Annotated in this window: 14 protein-coding genes; 1 reads left to right on the forward strand and 13 read right to left on the reverse strand. The window is 46.0% G+C overall.

Going from position 1 to position 18,724, the window contains the following annotated elements; all coding sequences use genetic code 11:
- Window positions 1-9: 9 nt before the first annotated feature.
- From ACRJJO_RS11185 to ACRJJO_RS11240, 12 genes are all read right to left on the reverse strand, one after another.
- Window positions 10-2,238 (reverse strand): glycosyltransferase, encoded by a 2,229-nt coding sequence (locus tag ACRJJO_RS11185; protein ID WP_431065829.1) that lies wholly within the window; start codon window positions 2,236-2,238, stop codon window positions 10-12.
- A 249-nt stretch (window positions 2,239-2,487) separates the two neighbouring features.
- Entirely contained in the window at window positions 2,488-3,300 is an 813-nt protein-coding gene (locus tag ACRJJO_RS11190) for a 2OG-Fe(II) oxygenase (protein WP_431065830.1), read from the reverse strand.
- Between the two features lie 40 nt (window positions 3,301-3,340).
- Window positions 3,341-4,813 (reverse strand): lipopolysaccharide biosynthesis protein, encoded by a 1,473-nt coding sequence (locus ACRJJO_RS11195; protein WP_431065831.1) that lies wholly within the window; start codon window positions 4,811-4,813, stop codon window positions 3,341-3,343.
- Window positions 4,814-4,848: 35 nt separating this feature from the next.
- The gene (locus ACRJJO_RS11200) at window positions 4,849-6,192 is read right to left on the reverse strand and encodes a hypothetical protein (RefSeq protein ID WP_431065832.1); all 1,344 of its coding nucleotides are present in this window, start codon (window positions 6,190-6,192) and stop codon (window positions 4,849-4,851) included.
- Between the two features lie 129 nt (window positions 6,193-6,321).
- A complete protein-coding gene (locus tag ACRJJO_RS11205; protein WP_431065833.1) occupies window positions 6,322-8,913 on the reverse strand; it encodes a PA14 domain-containing protein in 2,592 nt (863 codons plus the stop codon).
- A 10-nt stretch (window positions 8,914-8,923) separates the two neighbouring features.
- Window positions 8,924-9,535, reverse strand: coding sequence for a class I SAM-dependent methyltransferase (locus ACRJJO_RS11210; protein WP_431065834.1), 612 nt, complete (start codon window positions 9,533-9,535; stop codon window positions 8,924-8,926).
- 306 nt (window positions 9,536-9,841) lie between these two features.
- A complete protein-coding gene (locus ACRJJO_RS11215; RefSeq protein WP_431065835.1) occupies window positions 9,842-10,609 on the reverse strand; it encodes a WecB/TagA/CpsF family glycosyltransferase in 768 nt (255 codons plus the stop codon).
- On the reverse strand, window positions 10,602-11,357 hold the full coding sequence (locus ACRJJO_RS11220) for a CpsD/CapB family tyrosine-protein kinase (protein WP_431065836.1): 756 nt from the start codon (window positions 11,355-11,357) through the stop codon (window positions 10,602-10,604). The genes ACRJJO_RS11215 and ACRJJO_RS11220 overlap by 8 nt, the downstream gene beginning before the upstream one ends.
- Before the next feature lie 226 nt (window positions 11,358-11,583).
- The gene (locus ACRJJO_RS11225) at window positions 11,584-13,326 is read right to left on the reverse strand and encodes a GumC family protein (RefSeq protein WP_431065837.1); all 1,743 of its coding nucleotides are present in this window, start codon (window positions 13,324-13,326) and stop codon (window positions 11,584-11,586) included.
- Window positions 13,327-13,346: 20 nt separating this feature from the next.
- Window positions 13,347-14,528 (reverse strand): hypothetical protein, encoded by a 1,182-nt coding sequence (locus tag ACRJJO_RS11230; RefSeq protein WP_431065838.1) that lies wholly within the window; start codon window positions 14,526-14,528, stop codon window positions 13,347-13,349.
- 72 nt (window positions 14,529-14,600) lie between these two features.
- A complete protein-coding gene (locus tag ACRJJO_RS11235) occupies window positions 14,601-15,185 on the reverse strand; it encodes a polysaccharide biosynthesis/export family protein (protein WP_431065839.1) in 585 nt (194 codons plus the stop codon).
- A 778-nt stretch (window positions 15,186-15,963) separates the two neighbouring features.
- The gene (locus ACRJJO_RS11240; RefSeq protein WP_431065840.1) at window positions 15,964-17,421 is read right to left on the reverse strand and encodes an undecaprenyl-phosphate glucose phosphotransferase; all 1,458 of its coding nucleotides are present in this window, start codon (window positions 17,419-17,421) and stop codon (window positions 15,964-15,966) included.
- A gap of 70 nt (window positions 17,422-17,491) precedes the next feature.
- Here ACRJJO_RS11240 and ACRJJO_RS11245 point away from each other — a divergent pair, with 70 nt between their 5' ends.
- Window positions 17,492-17,770 carry a hypothetical protein gene (locus ACRJJO_RS11245; RefSeq protein WP_431065841.1) on the forward strand — a complete coding sequence of 93 codons (279 nt, stop codon included), beginning with the start codon at window positions 17,492-17,494 and terminating at the stop codon, window positions 17,768-17,770.
- Window positions 17,771-17,972: 202 nt separating this feature from the next.
- Here the strand turns inward: ACRJJO_RS11245 and ACRJJO_RS11250 are convergent, their stop codons facing one another.
- The gene (locus ACRJJO_RS11250; protein ID WP_431065842.1) at window positions 17,973-18,692 is read right to left on the reverse strand and encodes a hypothetical protein; all 720 of its coding nucleotides are present in this window, start codon (window positions 18,690-18,692) and stop codon (window positions 17,973-17,975) included.
- Window positions 18,693-18,724: the final 32 nt, after the last annotated feature.

Genomic DNA, 18,724 nt, shown 5'->3' on the forward strand with positions numbered 1-18,724 from the left:
TTATAGACCTTAAAGATTACTCTTGATTAACTCTGAGCGTTCTAGAAAAACAGCCCGACTTGTAAAGCGTTCTCCATCTTTCTGAGCTCGTATTTTTAATTGAGCAATAAACTCCGGGTTGCTGACCAATTTATTGATTTCTGCGGCTAACAATTGCCAATTATGGCGAGGCACTAATATGCCACCCGAATTTTTTTCAATAAGATCACGGGCGTAAGCACTGTCATAGCCAATGATGGGCACACCAAATCTAAGCGCCTCGATTAGACAACGCGGCGACTCCGGCGTGATATGGGTAAACACAAACAAGTCTGAAAACTTGAGTAACTTGGCAATCTCGGATCGACTGGCAATAAAGCCAGGCAGGGATATGATCTCGGCTAATTGATTGAGCTGAATTGCTTGCTGTAATTCGTTAAATAACGGACCATCGCCCGCCCAAGTTGCTCTAAATTTTACGCCTTGCGATTGAACGGCTTGCATAGCATTCAACCACTCCAAGGGCGCTTTTTCAGACGCAACGCGCCCTGCATAAACTATGTGAATCTGATCCGACGCAGAAATGTTGGCAGACGTATCGGCATCCTGATCGGGGATGTCGTGAATATTGTGTACCGAAGCCGCGCATTTATCCGTGGGCATCCAAATCTTATAAGTTTCATAAGTATCCATGCCGTGAAACAAACCTAGACTACATTGACTAATGAGCCGCTTGTGCCAGATTTTCATCAATGGACTATCGACACGAGCGCGCCAGCGCTGCATAGGCCCAAGATTGCTAGTCGCTCGCAATATATATTCATGACAGACATTGTCCGTATGCACTGCATAGGCACGTTTTTGCTGAATGGCAATTTCTGCCGCCATTGATGCCCAATCGCCCCATAAACCCGAAATTGCAAATTGCAAGTAACGTGATTCTCGGATAAGCGAATCTAACACGCGGATAGTATCTGGCAAAAACCTCAAAAACTGATCGGGCCGATAGGCCCAAGGCAAAGGCACCAATTTCACGCGCTCAAGAATAACGGGATCGGGGCGTATCCATTGCACCTCTCGCCTTTCGAGAGCCAAACCTTCTGGTATTACAGCGGCGGCAAGCGCCATCGTTTCAAAATCATCAAGCCAGCGATGCAAACCATGGTGAGCTTGGACTTCAATTAATAGTTCATCACCCTGTCGCCGGAATGGCACCGGCAGTACCAGCAAGTGTTCGATAGCAAACTGATGCATAGGCTTTTTCTGATTCATTGTTGATGGATTTGTCACAGGCCTGATCTCAGTACCCTGGATGATGGAACTCTGTTTTATAAAGTCGAACAGCATGCCGGGCGGATCAAAATCCGGTTTTTTTTGTAGAAAGCGACGTACGCGCCACAAGGCAAAACCGACAATGAATGCGGCATCAATCGCTAACGTTTTCAGAGCACCTTCGTTTTTCAGAAAATATCGCCGCCTTGCCTGAAACCAGAATTTGGGTCGGCGTTTGACAATACGTTTGACGATGCCGCTGGACGCGCCTTCCAGATGGACAACCCGGCTTTGCGGCACATACCATACTTGCCAGCCGCCTTGATGCGCACGCTGGCAAAGATCCATGTCTTCAAAATAAGTAAAAAAGCCTTCATCCAGTAAGCCGATCTGAGCCAGCATTTTCGAACGCAATATCATACTAGCGCCTGATACCCAATCCACCAGGGTTTCATCTTCTGGAGGTGGCATAGCTACGCACCAATGAGACAGTAGACGCGAAACCACACCCAGCTTTAAGCCCTGATCAAATTCGGAAGCGATGCCGGGAAAACGAAACGGCGAGCATTGATGTTCCCCGGTTTCGGTTAAGAGCTTGCTACCGGCAATCCCCGCCTGCGGATGGCAATTCATGAAATCGATTAAGCTGGTCAAAGCATCATCAGTCACCAGCGTATCCGAGTTCAATAGCAGCACATACTCGGGCAATTCGCCTGCTTGCTGAGCACGCTCGATCACCCGGTTGTTTCCGCCAGTAAAGCCGAGATTTTTCGACGAAACCAGCAATTCGGCCCAGTCTTGCCATTGATTACTGTCTATCGCCTCTCGCAAGGTATCGACGGCATCAGAGCCAGTGCCATTCTCCCATACCACCACTTTGGCCCTGCCATCTAGAACCATGGGACAAACAGACAACGAATTGAGACAGTCCACGGTAACTTCAGTGGCAAGATAGTTAAGGATGACGATAAGTAATTGGGATTCCATGAATTATTACACTATGCTCGCTGGACTAATAACTGGCTTATTTCGTAAATAAAGAAGTTCACATATCAAGCCCTGTACAAAGGAGGTTGTCGTAAAAGCCCCCTCAGTGTAGGGAAGTTAAATACTCAAGTTATTTCGTTTGCATTTCCATGTGCTACTTTCCTCAGGTAAAGCGCTAATCTGATGTGTCAGAATTTAATTGGATTTTCCTTATCTCTGAGCAATGCGACCAAACGTAACAACAGATTACTAACCTATCATTGTTTTTACGGTTTTTTTCAGGTTGCGAAAAGCCTGCTTGGAACTGTTCAAAGTGTCTTCTGCTGGCATAAGCAAATGACCTTTTAGCCATTCATCCGGCCTGGCTTTGAAAACGGTTGAATGCTTGACACCGTCCCAACCAGCCGGCGCTTCTTTGGTGTAGTAATAAACTGCAAACGATTTCCGCGCTCTACCGGGAGGACAACGCACAGGCGTTACGCCGTGATAACTGATTTCGCTGGTGGCAAATCCGCAGGCCCGGTTGAATATGGGAGCAAACGCACCCACACAATGTTTGACATCCTTATCCCATAAATCCAGATAACCTCCATATTCTTCTTTCCAATCCTTATTAAAATAAATCAAAATATTGACGCGTCGATGCCATTGCGTCTTTTCAATAAAGTTAAAATCCACATGTACATCCAGCCGACCGCCTGCATTGGTTTCGTGTATGCCGCCGCCCATCAGTTCCGGGTCCGGCAACAGATTGGGAATGCCCATCATCCGGCTAACCATATCTATAAACTCAGGTGATGCTAGTAGTTGGTGTAACTTAAGAATTGCTGGTGAAAATCGGGTCGTATCGCAAATCTGAATCTTGTATTTCTCATTAACGGCCGAGAACTCCTTGCCCATCGTCTTTGATTCTTCATAAGACGGAAACGAATCGTGCACTTCATTGGCAAAAGCTTCATCCAAAAAATTATCGATACAAAAATGCGGAAATGGCTTAACGCCTTGAGTATCAGACTTTAGGTCGTTGAAACTAGCGGGATTGATGAGATTCAGTAGACTCATGTAAATTTCCTTATAGTATGGGTTGATGGACAATGCTTAATTAGATTGACTTATTTTTGGCAAAACCTTGCGTAAGCATGGTGCGAACTTCGGTGTATGCCTTTAGCCTAAATACTTGGCATAGCATGATAAAAAAGACGCCTCCCACAACAACCTGCAGGCTCAACAAAGGTATAAATTCGTTATGCCAATATTCACCCATGGCAAATACTGTGCAGGCCATAATTGCGGACAGCAGGAGTGCGGGGAGAAAATCCAAAACTTGCTGCAAGGGGCCATAATTAAAATAACGCCCGCTAAAGTAAGCATTTACTAAAAAACCCATGATGCTATAGGCCACCTGACTCCAGGCAAGCCCTAAAATGCCAAACATCAGCCCAAAAACCAGCATGCCGGTACCAATTAGCTTCTTGATCAGTTCGGCCTTGAAAAATACTTTGGAATGCCCTATCGCCTTAATGGCGTTTAGGTTAATAAGATGTAACGGCATCAGTATGCCGCCCAAACATAAAATTTGTAATAGAGGCGTAGCGCTTATCCATTGGTCACCGTAGATTAATACTATGACGGATTCGCTAGTGACCATGAGCCCTAGCATGATGGGTATATTGATGAACATCACCCCACGAATGGAATATTGCATGCCCCGACGAATCCTTTCAATATCGCCCGCAGCTGCTGAAAAAATGGGGAAAGCCACCCTGGACAAAAAAATCCAAAGTGCCTGCATGGGGATTTGTCTGGCATTGTCGGCTCGATTATAAAATCCCAAATCACCCACACCGTAAACCTTCCCGACGATTAGCGCATAGGCACGGTTATAGGCAATATCCAGAAAGCTGGTCAACATTAGAAAACCACCGAACCCAAACAACCGCTTTAATGACGCCAGACTAAAAACGAAGCCTGGCCGCCAACCACTTAGCACCCATAGTAAAACGCTCGAGACGACACTTTCTGTAACTTGTTGCAGCGCTAAAGCCCATACGCCAAAGCCTTCAATGGCAAGCCAAACAGCTGTACAACCGGATATGAATAATGCGCACGCTGTAATAATTGTGATTTTCTTTAATTCAAGCCGCTTGGTTAACAAGGGGTGATGTACACTACCTAGTGACATCACCACGATATTAAGCCCCAAAACTGTAATTAGAGGCGCCAATACCTCCAGCCTATAGAAATCAGCAATATAGGGTGATGCAGCCCATAACAGACTTGCACAGATAACGGCCATCCCAATGCTGAACCAGTACACCGTTGATTCGTCGGTATGCGTGATATCTTGCCTCTGACCTAGTGCAGCGGAAAAACCGCTGTCGACAAAGGCATGAGCGATGTCGCTAAATATATATATTAGCGCCACGGTACCAAATTCTTCCGGAGTTAACAGACGCGCAAGAAATACTGACACAATCAACCGAATGCCTTGGCGCGCAATAACCTCGCCACCGCTCCACATAACGGCCTTAATAGATTTATTTTTCAGTGAATTTTGCTTGGTTTCTTCTGTCACTAGTTGTCTTTGCTTAATTTATCGTTTTTGTCGGACTAAACCGCCGGTTCATCTTGAATCGGACGAGTATATTTAACATGGTGCTTTGCAGCGGATTGAGTACGTTTGCTATATAAGAGTTGTTCGTAACGCCCCATTAGCGCTCCCGCGACTAACCACGTCCAAGGGCTCATCGGATTATTGGGCACTAGGTCCAGCACGTTAATACCAAGGATAAGCGCAACGGCACCGAGTACAACAGCCTCTTGCGGGTCTTTTAGATAACGCAATGTTCTAGCACTCAGCAATACCGGTAGCGCCAATAAACCGAATTCGGCGAATAAGCCTATCCAGCCAAACTGGCCAATAGTGATTACCCAGCGACCATCCGTAACGCTTAAGTCTTTGCCAGATTCGGGATGGAAAACACGGTTACGCCCCCAAGTTCCCCAGCCAAACAAGGGCCTCTGATTGGCTTTGTTTAAAAGCATATCCTCATTTCGAATGCGAAAATCAAAAGACTGAGCCCGATCGGGACTAAATGAAGAAGCAGCATCATAAATAATTTGGCTTGGAAACCAATCCAGACCTCTAAGTACGGGATAAAAAATGGCAATCAATACCAGAATGCTAGCTACCCGAATTTGTTGCTTAGGTTTTCCATAACGTACCAGAGGGGCTAAAGTAACAGCATACAAAAACGCTGCCATGCTTTTGCATAACAGCAACACCGCCATGAGATAAGCGGTGGCTTGTCCGCCGGAAAGCCATTTTACCCGGCGCCCAATTCGCCAAAGTGCCGTTGCCGCAATCACGCTGGTCATGGTAGAAAAAGCCACCAGCAAGCCATGCCCCATGAATACGACCGGTCGAAAACCGTCGCCGCGCATTTGTTGCAAAAAACTATGTGGAAAATAACCGTATATCCACACATGTAGCTGCGGACTAAGCCGTACTTCGAGCAACATAGGCAAGGAATACAACAATCCTGCAACGGCGAGGGTTTTTAGCATATCCTCGTGATCCTTCGCCGTTCGCAAAAAGGCAAGACCAAGCAGGAAAGGCAGAATAAACAAACCTTGCCTAATCACGGCGGATAAAGCGTCGTAAAGCTCCATACCTTTAATATATGTAGGCCCGGCAATAATGGGCTCAGGGTTGATCGACGCTGTGATAAAAGTACTAACCACATAAATTACTAACAACCAGCGTGCGATGCGATCCTTTGGCAACAAGGGGACTCTCTTGCCTTTGATAAATAGACAAACCAGATAAGCTGCCATATTGGGGATAGTCGACTTATCCAGCGGCGGCAACAACGGTAAGTCTACTGTTGTGCCTGCGGGCAACAGAAAATAAGCAGCCAAAATAGACCACAGCGTTGCCTTACCTATGGGCAAACGTTGATAAATGGCGATCGTTACCAGCGGCCAGCTGAAAAGAGCCAGATATGCAAACCAATTCGGATTAATAAGAACTACTCCAAATTCTGAAAGTGAAGTAAACAACTAGCCATTGTTAATAATCTATTAAGGTGCTGAAACATAGCCTTTAATCGCTTGATATCTTGGGGCAGTCGCAGGATCCTGATAAGTAGATTGCAACAAGCCCCAATAACCATATTTGCCATATCGGCTGATATCTGAGTAATGATTTAACACACCTACTGAATCGGCACCGAACTCTTGATAGAGCTTGTTCCAATGATTCAGCATCACGCTATATACATCTTTCATCCGAGGGTCTTTATTTATTTGAGCCACTTTTGCGATCAATTCACCATTATTCTGCGGCGCCAATAAGTGTGTTCCACCTTCGTAAGCCACCAGTTGTAATCCCCTGGCTTTGGATTCCGCGAGTATGTTTCTGATTAGGCCAGGGTTTTTCTTATCGCCAAATAAGCTATTGATGTTGTCGATCTGTGCTGCTAACAATTCTTCTCGGCTTAGGGTGGTTTCCAATGATTTGTCTTTGTCCAGGTAAAAATAGGTCGTTACCGCCCAGGCATCGGCAAACTTGTAAGCAGGGTTACCTTGGGTAGGCATGCCATTGTTCGGCATTTCCCAATCCATGACACTTTTAGCGCGATCTAACCATGCCGTTTGTGAAGTTAGTACTCGCACGAGTCGACTTTGCTGCCGCGCTTCGTGAAGATCGGCATCGCCGAATACACGATTAAATATTTTGAATATCTCTACAGCACGATAAGCGTGCCAGGCATCTGCAAATACAGCCGCACCACTTAAATTGAGTTCACGTGCTTTGGCTTCGGAATAGTTATAACCAGGGAAGCCAAAGTTCCAGGTTTCATTGGAATATTCGATGTAGCACTTCAATGTTGGCTTGAGGAATTTTTTTAACAACAGAGCCAATTCTTCAACAAACTTATCGTCAGCAGCAGTGGGAATAGTAAGCCAGGGATCGACATCCAGGGTGTTTGCCAACTTGATCATGTATTCGAAGGCCACGCCCTTAGCTGAACCTTGTCCTAACGTAGTCGGTGGAGCGCGATCCGCCCAAGTCCTATTTAGAAAATCATAAATATTGACCGTTGGCTGTTTTCCGCTGATTGACGTTTCTATCGGTGATTTCAGAAATAAAGTACGGGTTGCACCATCGTATCTATCGATCAGAACACGCGGCCATTTGCCATTGATATTAAGCAAAGCCACCATATTGGCGTACACATTATCCTGAGCGGGCGCCGATTCCGGCAAAGTAATACTCTGCGTTGTATGAGCGGTGGCAGGTGCATAATAAACTGATCTATTTAGACTGACCGCACCCCAATCCATAAAGCGAAGCACTTGAAAGGGCTCTAGTAACGCCAACCATTTTTCATTAAAGGGCTGTTCTCTAAATGTTGCTTCATCATTACTATGTACGATATGCATATCCCTGATGGGATCATTCCATTCCATCGCTGTTATTAGGATTTGAATACCGTCTTTAGGCTTTAGTACATCAAATTCGATGCGCCCACCGTTTTTATAAACGACATTTTTAGCATCCCAGCCAAGCTTTATTTTTCCATGACCTTGATAAAGCAGTATATAGCGTCCTGGCTGATAAGGTGGGGTACCGGTTGGCCAGAAATCATCTTTAGGAATATGAAAAACACTCCATATCCTAATGACGCATCCATTTGGCAATGAACTCGGATAACCGTCTTGACTTAATGTAGGTTGTTCCGGGCAAGGGTCGTTAGTTCCTTGTTTTAGCACGTTGAGCCCCCCGTTTTGCATCATCAAGTCTTTAAACGGAACGGTCGAACTGTAGTAACTAAAGTTTGAAAGGTTTACACCGATTGGCGCTTTGTTGCCAATACGCTTTGACAGCGGGTTGTTTTCAAGATTCTTATGGGTCTTACCTTTCGCCAACGCAGTCTTTACAGAAATAGTTTCCGCTGTTGTGTTTGACGATGAAGTTTCATTTGAGGTTGGCTCTATCGTACTGGCTGGCTGCGTTGTAATTATTTGTGCTGTTGCAATATCCGGCGATGAGGTATTGCCTGCCGAAGATATTGCTATTGGAATTGTTGGGGCAACGTTGTCAGCTTCAGCTAAGGCTGTTTCTTTAGGCGCAACTACAAGGGGAGATTTTGTCGATACTGCCTCCACCTTTTTCCAGGCTACCTCAAGGCGAGCGCTGCCAGTCGCTTCAAAATATTCAACTTCAATTAGATGCCTACCGGCAATTTGATTAACCACGGCACGATATTCTGTTCCTGCTGCGTCTTGCCAATGATCAAGAATCAGCTTACCGTCAATAAAAATTCGAACACCATCATCGGCAATGGCACGAAATTCGTATGGACCTTCCTTAAAGTCGAATTGGCCTCGCCAACGAGCAGAAAAATTATCATGCGGCACGCGACGCGCTGGGCTCCGATTCTTCCAGTTATATTTAATAAAAGGGGCTTTTCGCGTAACCAATGGCTTGGTATTAAAATTCTTGCCATTGTAAAAATCGACACAGAAACGCCCTACCGGGGCATCGCAGGCAGATGCTGAAGATAATGGCATCATAAAAAGAATGAGAATGGCAAGCATCCATAGTTTTGAAGCGAATGACTTTACAAAATCTATTTCAGAGTCGCTGATGCTAAAGACTTTATTCATACTCGTAATCTCATTTTGCTTCCGGATTTAATACTGCATAAGTACAGGTCGGCAGTTTTGATTTTTTTACATATGCAATGGTGGATTTTGGAAAAAGCATCCACTCGGTTTTTAGGCTACAGCCCGGAAAAAGCTGCCTTAATTGCCGGCTTTTTAATACAGTAGTATTCGCTACCATCTCAGTCCATGCCGGTAACTTTTTAGACCATCTCGCCAAGAAGAACTGTTGCAGTTTTTTCGGATATATCCACCAAAAAGGCATGCCGCAGTGCGCTTCAATTGGAAAATAAATACTTGGCGTTTGTATCCAATAGTTATCCGATAAACGCTGCACTTCGGCAGCAAATTGCCGTTGCTTTTCATGATTTCCAATGTGCTCAATCACGCTATTGGAAAAAACCAGATCGAAATCTCCTTTTTTAAAATAAGGCAAGCTGCATGCATCGCCATCTCGATAGGTAATACTGTGATGCGTAGGATAGTCTGTTTTGGCGACGCCTGGTAGATTGACACACGTTATCGAAAGAGCTGCTGTTACCGAATCCCAAATAGCCGGTTGACCGCCAAGGTCCAGTATTTTCATACCCTCAGTTGGTTTAAAAATCTTTTCAAATTCCGCCATTCGCCTTCTTCTCAATAGATTAGAGAACGGGCCTAATAACACTGTAAATATTCGAAATCTTAAATATTTAAGCATGTATCCTCACAAAGTAATTACCAGCCTATCGTTCCAATGCTTGGGATGAAATTATTCACGTTCCCCCTATCGTTCCCAGGCTCTAGCATGGAAATGAAGACCAAGAACCTCTAGCGTCTCGTACCGCTGGAGCGGTAATTACTCAGGCATTCCCACGCAGAGCGTGGGAACGATAATTGCCGAGGGACTGAATAATTACTTTCAATTTGCATTTCTATTTTTAAAATCTACTCAAGTTGGGGTTTTGTTTATGAATTCGCGTAATACCAACCTTGGAAAAACTTTGGCATCATGCCAATAGCGACCGGCCAAGCGCTTTGGTTCGCTTAACATTCTGTGCAGCCATTCCAAACCCAACGTGCGTAAAAATTTTGGCGCACGCATCTTCTCGCCTGCAAGAAAATCGATTGTCGCACCTATACATAACGCCGCCTTTACCTGTAATTGGTCTTGCATGGCATGCACCCAAATTTCTTGCTTCGGCGCGCCAAGGCCGATAAGCAAAACATCCGGCTTGGCTTGATTGATCATGTCGAGCACTTGCCGGTTTTCCGCAGATTGCGCATTGAAACCCATCGGAGGGCTGTAACAACCAACAACGGTTACCCACGGCCAGCGCCTTGATATAGTCTCTGCAGCTCTAACCGCGACCCCTTCTGCCGCACCCAATAAAAACACGCGCAACCCAGGTTTAGTTTTGGCTGCATCGAACAATGCCGGACAAAAGTCGCTGCCGGCTACCAGGCCCGGTAGCGACTTGCCAAGTAACCGCGAGGCCCACAATACCGGTTTCCCGTCTACGGTAACCATGGCGGCATCTCGGTAGGCTGCGCGTAAGGCCTGATCCGTCTGAAATTTGACCACATGATCGACATTAGGTGTTACCAAATAGCGGCAACGATAATCGGGCTCCTCACTCCATAGCAACACCTTGGCAACCGCTTCCGGCATGGTCAAGGCATCGAAATCGATACCGAACATTTTCAGACGCTTATGCATTCTTGACCCCCAAGCCATATCGATATCTGGGGAACACCGCCCCGTTCACCTTGTTCAATACCGTACCGGCCAGATTGGTTTCGCCTAAAATCGCCAGCGATCGCTGCACTTCTTCCGGACTGGACTTGCCGTTTTCCACTACCAATAATGCAGCATCGAAATGCGGCATGAATAACAGGGCGTCGTCGGAACTCAATAGTGGTGGCAGGTCGAACAAAACGATGCGCGACTGGTAGCGATTTTTGAGTTCTTCGACCAAGGCTGTCATTTTAGGCAAGGACAACAACTCCGAAGACACGGAGGTGGTATGCTTACCGGGCAGTACAACTAAACGTTCGAAACCCGGGTTTACTAGCAAATCTTCGACCGGAACATCGGTCTGCAGATAATCCAGCAGGCCTTTTTCTATATCCAAACCGTAATACCAAGCGACTTGCGGATTACGCAGATCGGCATCGACCACCAATACGGTTTGATTGACTTCCATCGCCAATGCGATAGCGAGATTCGCGGTAACAAAGGTTTTGCCGCATTCGGCGGTCGGTGCTACCACAGCTAGACTGGTCCAATTGTTCTCTCGCAATTGTTTTAATACTTGCGTGCGCAGCAAGCGAAACACGTCGGCATGCGGGTCGTTTCGTAAGCCCATAACCAAGCGCCGTTCCCGCATCACATCCGGGCTTACCGCAACACTGCGGGTACGGGTGTATTTAATGGAAGAAAATGCGTGTTGTTGGGTTTTAGTCAAAACGAGTTCCTGTTTAGTAAATATTCAATCTCCCTATTTGAAAAAAAGGGGTTAGGGGAGATTATTTAAATACCCCCTTTTCAAAGGGGGAGGCAAAGTTCCAGCTTGTTTTAAATGCAGGGACCTGAATAATTAACCTGTTTAAATACTGGCTTATCAATTAATGAACCGACAGACATCAGTCTGAAGCCAATTTAAAAATACATCCTTAACCGCCAACTCATTCTCATAGCCGCCCTAATTTCGCTAGTCCTATCGTCCAAATCATCTCCAAGGGCATGACAAAAAAATGGGTAGCCAAGACCATCAGCACCGCCACAAGCAAAACAAGCAACCAGATCAGTTTTTTTTGTTTTTGTCGGCGCGCGATATCCTGCGGCGTGTCTATATAGGGTATGACCACGATAGGCGGCATGCCCGTCACGCGCTCTAGGCCTTTAGCGCCGCGGATGACTTCGTATAACATTTCCAGCAAAATAGTCAGGCCAAAACCAACAGCCAACCCTGCTCCCAGCCCCAGGGCGATAATTTTTTTGCGGTTAGGCTTATCGGGTTTATCGGGCGCAATCGGCGGTTCGATTAGAGTAAAGGCTTCGCCTTTTTGCTCTTCTTCCAGGGTTTGCGCCAACCTAGCCTCTCTGTGTTTGGCTTCTATTTCGGCGTATTTTTCCAAACTAATCTGTCGCTGCCTAAGCATTTCCAGATAGTCCTTCTCTACTATCGGCGTTCTATCGATGTTTTCTTGCAGTTCTTTTATGTTTTGTTCTAGCTCGACTCTTCTGCTCAGCAAATACTCCAGTTCGTTTTGCGTCGCACGCAGTTGATTGTTTAAATTGATGTACAGCGAATTGCCTTGCTGTGTATCTAGTTCTGAAATAATCGTCTGACTGGCGGCTTCTTTTTCATTTTGCTTAAGTTTTTCAACCCGCTTTTGCTGTTTGACAACATCGGGATGGCCGTCTGCATACTTGTCTTGCAGCAAAATCAACTCCCGTTCCGCTCGCTTCAATTCTTCCGACACATCCAGGTCGCTGGATTCGCCGGTAAAGCTAGGTTCGAGATTTAGAATTTGTCGCTTTACCCGCACGGCATCCGGGTGCTTATCTGTATAGAGCGAGCTAATATGAATGTACTTCGATTTCAACAGTCTGATCTGCTCGTCTTTACTCATCGGTTTGCCGGCTTGTGCCGCGGGCACCTCGTCTTTGGCTTGGCGCAAGGAATCGGTCAAATACACGATTCTGTCCTTAGCAATACGAATGTCGCCTTCGGTTTGCCTTTGCGATTCTTTTGCTCTATCTAAAGCAGCTAGGTTAGTTTGCAGCATTTCAGGCAGACTTTTCGCGTACTTTTCCTTATAGTCCATGATTTTCGTTTCAAACAGGCCAATCTCGGCTTTCAGCTTATCGGCCTCGGCGCCTAGAAACTCAGTAGTCTTGGCCGCACGCTGCGCTCTTGCCCGGGTATTTTCGTCCAAAAACAGGCTGACCAGTTCGTTGGCGACTGCCTGAGCCAATAACGGACTCCTATCGCTAAAGGCTATGGTAAAGGCAATTGTCGCCTTGCCGCCGCCACGTTGCGGGTCGAGCACATTAGCGGAAATGGTTTCGATTTCGGCGTCTTCCATAAAGCGCTTGACCAGTTCGCTGGATACCAGTTTGTCGCGATCATCCAGATATACTTTATGCTTCTCGATGACGGACAATATGCGATCCCGCGTCATTACCCGTTGTTTGATTAACTGAATACGCTTGTCGGCAAAATCGGTAATGGTGGACTCGATCATGCTGCGAGGAATTTGTTGATCCTCGATCAAGATAGTAGCGGCCGAACGATACACCGGGGGCAACTTCATCGCTAATACAAAGCCAAGAAATCCGACTAGTAAAAATGATATTAAAATCAGCCCCTTGCGTCGATTAAGCGCCTCAAGGTATTCGGCAATGCTCTTGACGTTTTCTTCTTCCATAGGTATTTATTCAAGTTGACCTAGCGCGAGTCGCGCAAGCCGTCCCAGTTATAGTTAAGATGAATCATGACGGCGTTGGAGTCGCGCACTCCGGAAAGAAACGAGCTAATCTGCGCGCCGTCGGCGGCTAAGTCTTGCATTTGGTAGCGATAACTAGCAGTAAGACGCCATTCTCGCGCGAATTTCCAGGCCAGTTCTGCCGAGGCATTGTAGAAACTTAGTTTTTGCTCTAGCTGCGTTTGGCTTTGTCCGACCGCTTGGTTTTCGGAATAATTTCCACTGGCTTTGAATGATAATTCGCGGCTGATTTCGTAGCCGTATTGCATTCCGAATGAACTGACATCCTGAATTTGTCCGAAAGCACTGGGGCTTACAGAACGGGAAAAATTGACCGCGAAAGTATCGAACTTACCTTTGTAATTGATGGCGACGTTAAAGGTTTCCCCGAATAGGAGATCGCCGCTACCGCCCGAAGCGGATGCGCCGGGCGATTGCACCCAACGCCCGCCAGCGCCTGCATTAATGCTCCACTTACGTGTTATGGCATATTGACCGCCTAGTTGACCGCCGAAAACAATCTGACTGGATGTGCCTTGATTAAATGCATTGCCGGAACTGCTGAATTCCGAATGCGAGAAAAATATGCTGGCGTTGGAAGAAAAGCGCCGGGTCCATTCGTGTAACTCCGACAAGTTGACGCTGTAACTTGTGTTATCGCGAAAATTGTTGCTGATCTCATTGTTGTTGCCGGTACCAAAATCGTTGAAGCTGGTTTGCGAGTAGCTTGGACTCAGACTCAAGCGGTCTAGCTGCGTTACTTGCCAACTCCAGTTCGGCGACAGATTTAAACTTTCGGACTGGTTATTCGGCACTAATATGCCGGTGTCGCTAGCTTGTTGTGCATAACTACAGATTTGGGAATAACCGGCGTTTAGCGAGAAAACGTGTCGCCGTTGCGTATAACTTTGATCCGCACCTAAGGTAAAGTTGTCGCAATTCCATTGTGTGTCATCGTAACGGCGAATATCGCCGCTACCGCTGATAACCACTTTCATCAAGGCAGTGTTCCACTCTGCTTTAACGCTGGGCCGCAATAAATAACCGAAAGCAGGCGTTTTGTCGACGCGCAGACCGATGTTATCGTTGTACTCGAACCCTTGATCCAAAGCCCCCGTAATTTTCCACTGATCTGCGGTAGCCATGCGCATTAGACCAAGCCCAAACAAAACGACAAGCCACACTCTCCCATCACTGAGCATCTGTAATTTGCAGTATTAAGGGACAATGATGGTGTCGCCGCTTTGAAGCCGAATATTGGCCTCCAAATTGTCACCGTCCTCTACGTCGCCATAGCGAAACTTAATAGATAAAGGTTGCCCGCTCGAATCTTTGCGCAGTATATGCACATCGTTTTTTGCGGCATAAGGGGTTAACCCGCCAGCCATGCTAAGCGCCTGCATCACATCCAAGTCTTTGATCATCATGTATGGACCGGGGCGAGCAACCTCTCCGATAACGAATATGGTATTGCCTTCTACGGTCATCAAAGAAACCGTAACTTCCGGCCCGGGTATATACACTTCAAGCCGTTCACGCAGAAGCGTCTGCAGTTGATCTATGGTTTTGCCCGCGGCGGGTATGGTACCGACTATGGGAAAAGAAAATGTACCGTCCGGTGACACCATCACTTCAGCGCGCAAGTTTTCTTCCTGCCAGACATCGATTCTGAGATTATCCCCCGCATTGATTAGATAACTACTATCCGCAACCGCAACTGACCCGACGAATACGCTAAACAGACACAAAAACGTAGCCGACCAGTTTCGAATTGAACCCGGTAAAACAAATAAACGATTCACTATTGACCTAAATACTTTCAAACAATTAATTTTTTAATAAGCCGCCAAACGGCTAGATTTCGCGACCGTTTTAGGTAGCGTGAACAGCGCTCTTTCACCATGACTTTCAATCCATTCATACCAAACGGATATGTCGTTGATGTTGTTTTACTCAAACATCATGCCATTTCTGTTTTAAAGAGCCGGGATTACCTAAAACGAACTCCAACAACAAATAACCAGCGACACACTTTCTTTTTTATCCTAAGAGTTAAGCAAAATTGAGGCCATATATATTTACTTTTGTTTCTTCAACGTTTTTTAGAACTCTAAGCTAAATTCAAAACCGCTTTAAATATGGGATATGCCGCGCATTGCGTGATATGCCACACTCTTTTAGCAAATCTTGCAATTTGAAACTTTGTTGGCACAATTTCTGGACATACCATCGCAAATCTAAATTCGGCACCCGGGTCCCGTCAAAGGTACAGCACCTAGATTCCATAGCAGATTGACTATGTTTTACTATCTTGGATAATTTAGGTATTGGGTTCACAGCGTCCTGACCGGCGAGTAATCGCCCCTTATCTAACCCGAAGGCACTTTCATATTACGGAGTGAAAAAGCTTCTTCATAATCGCGTTAGGTTCGCGCACCTCAACAAAGGCGCGATGTAAGCTTTAGTCGTGCATTTTTATCGGTAAACCGCGAGCCACCGAAAAGTCTTGCATGTAACCTCGCCACCTACTCCCAGACAAGACAGGTGCTGAATTTAACTCAAATCGATCGCTATCAACGCTCAGTATGCATCAGGATCTCTAAACACCTGAACAATTGTTAACAAAATCACCTTTAGATCTAATAGCAAACTCCAGCTTTGGATATAGCGCAAATCATAAGCCACGCGACTCTCCATTTTCCCAATCGTATCGGTTTCGCCTCGACAACCGCTGACTTGAGCCAAGCCGGTGATACCGGGCTTAACTTTATGTCGTAACATATATTGCGATATTTCCTTGCGATAGAACTCGTTGTGCGCGACCGCATGCGGCCTGGGACCTACAATGGACATACGGCCTTGCAACACGTTAACAAACTGAGGTAATTCATCCAAGGAATAGCGGCGTAAGAAAGCGCCGTAGGGCTTGATTCTCGGATCGTTGCGTGTTGCCTGCGTAACCGTCGGACCATTCTCGCACACCGTCATAGTACGAAACTTCCAGACATCGATAGGTGACCCGTCCACTCCATAACGTCTTTGCCGAAAAATAACAGGCCCCGGCGAGCTAAGTTTCACCCCGATCGCAATAAGAACCATCGGCAGCGCAATCAGGAACAAAATCAGCGTGGATAATACAATATCCTCTGCCCGCTTCAACATGCCATCCATTGGCTCCTGATCGAAAGGCGAGCCGTATACGCTGAAGCAAGGAATGCCTTGCAACATCACGCAACGCGAACTAACCAAATTAAACGCAAATAGATCGGGCACAAAAAATACTGTAGCCGTGGTATCGCCCAATTTCTCCAATATGTCGCGTACGCGGTTTTCAGCCGCCATCGGCAAGGTAACGAATATGGCTTCAAGTTTTCCCGACCGGGCATCCTCGTATAAACAATCTAGATCTCCTCGCCATTTTTCCGGATCGCAGGACAACCGTCTATTACTTTCCAATTTCCGATCGTCATAGTAACCGGAAAATCGGTAGCCCAAACCCGGCATATTGGAAAAAGTACCCTCCAAACGCTGCCCGAGCGCATTAGCACCCACAACGCCCACCGACAAGGAATGACATTCGGCTGGCGAGGCAACGCGGGTCAAATAATGATAGGCTGCGTGAAAAACCGCTAGCAACAACAGCGAGATAGTCGACCAAATACCGATCGCCAACCGGGATGCATCGCTTGCGGTTTTGGAAAAAAACAGCAAAGTGGCCACGGCTACCAAAGTTAACAACCAGGAGCCGGCAATACGAAATAGCTGATGAGCGAACCCAGCTCCGCGCCAGTTGTAGTAAACCTCGTTATATTCCGCGAAAAATTGATAAAGCAATAAACCGCTAAAGCCGTAGGTGAGATATATATCGTTCCAATCGTATTCACCCGGCCAAATTAAGTTAAGTGACAGCATCGCCAGCCATAAAGAGGTCAAAACTATGCAGCTATCAATGACACGAACAAGCGCTTGTTGCTTAGTCAAATGCGGACGCACAAAAGCCGATGTATAGCTTGACTTGACGGCAGCTATACGAGCCAATTCGATTTTCTCTGATGACAGTGGACTCGACATGTAAGGGTGTTTCTCTCTAAAACTCAATGCACTAGGAATGAAGGGACAAGCATTGCAAAGCTTGATCAGGGCTGGCAAAGATTGCTCAAATAAAGCCAAGTTAAGCCAAAACGCCACGGACACCGCGGCATTAGTAAATTACAGCAATATATATGTCATTAAAATCGCGCCAAAAATCATGCTTCAAGAAAACATCTTCCCGGTAAAACTACGTATATCCGACACCATGCGTTTCGCTCGCTCCCAAGCACCTTGCTTGGGAATGCGGTATGAAATACTCCAGCTTTTGGCAACCGGTAAGCAACAGCAGATGTGAAGGACTTCTTAAACCGGAATTTGGGAAATAGCGGAGGGGATCTGAATACTTTCCTCTAATCTTTAATAAACCATAAACGGCTATTCGATCCAGAAACACTGGCTTCAATAACGCCTTTACTAAGTTGGTCAAATAAATCAACTCCCAAACCCCTCCCATTTTTCTTAATAAATCGCATTCCAATACACAATATATTTAACGATTATGCCGCAAACAACTCGCGTTTACGGTTAAACCTCATCAGCCCCATCACAGCGCTACCAAACAGCCAAACTGCGGACGGAAGTGGTACAGCTGCGATCTCCAGCGACAAAGGATATGCCCCCATAGACCCGAATGGAATATTTTGACCCAAACTATTCGTTGCCGGACTATGCCCGGTCATACAGAACTCACCCATCATCCCCCCCGCAGTACAGTCACCATAAACCATACTTTGAACTATGCCTGCCATTGTCGTTTTATCAAACGAAAATGTGAAATAGGCATTGCTATTGATAACCTCGGTATTAGATTCAAAAAAAGGTGTGCCATATCGAAAAACATCTCCGCTCTGATAGCCTCCACCATAAAAAACATCCGTGCTATTTTTTAAAAAAACACTAGCAGTTACAATATCCCCTTCAGTGCTTTGCGCTAATTGGTAATTAAGATGCAACAGTGGAAAACTCTTTTTAAAATCCGGATTAACATCATCCACCTCATACATGGATGAGTTCATTGCCCCTTGCAGATTGGACACAACCGATCCATCCCAGTCAAAGCTGCCAACAAAATTTGTATTATTAGGCTGGGTCGCGGGCTCGTATAACACCCCTGTTACCTTATAGGTTACAACAGAAGCAAAAGATGAAGACCCCATAATAGCGACCATCAACAATAGCACCTTGACAAAATTTAATAAAACATTGTTTTTATTCATGTTTTTCTCTTACCAATGCAAACTTCTATTCA

Origin of the sequence: Methylotuvimicrobium sp., from assembly GCF_050611805.1 — a bacterium.
GTDB lineage: Bacteria > Pseudomonadota > Gammaproteobacteria > Methylococcales > Methylomonadaceae > Methylotuvimicrobium.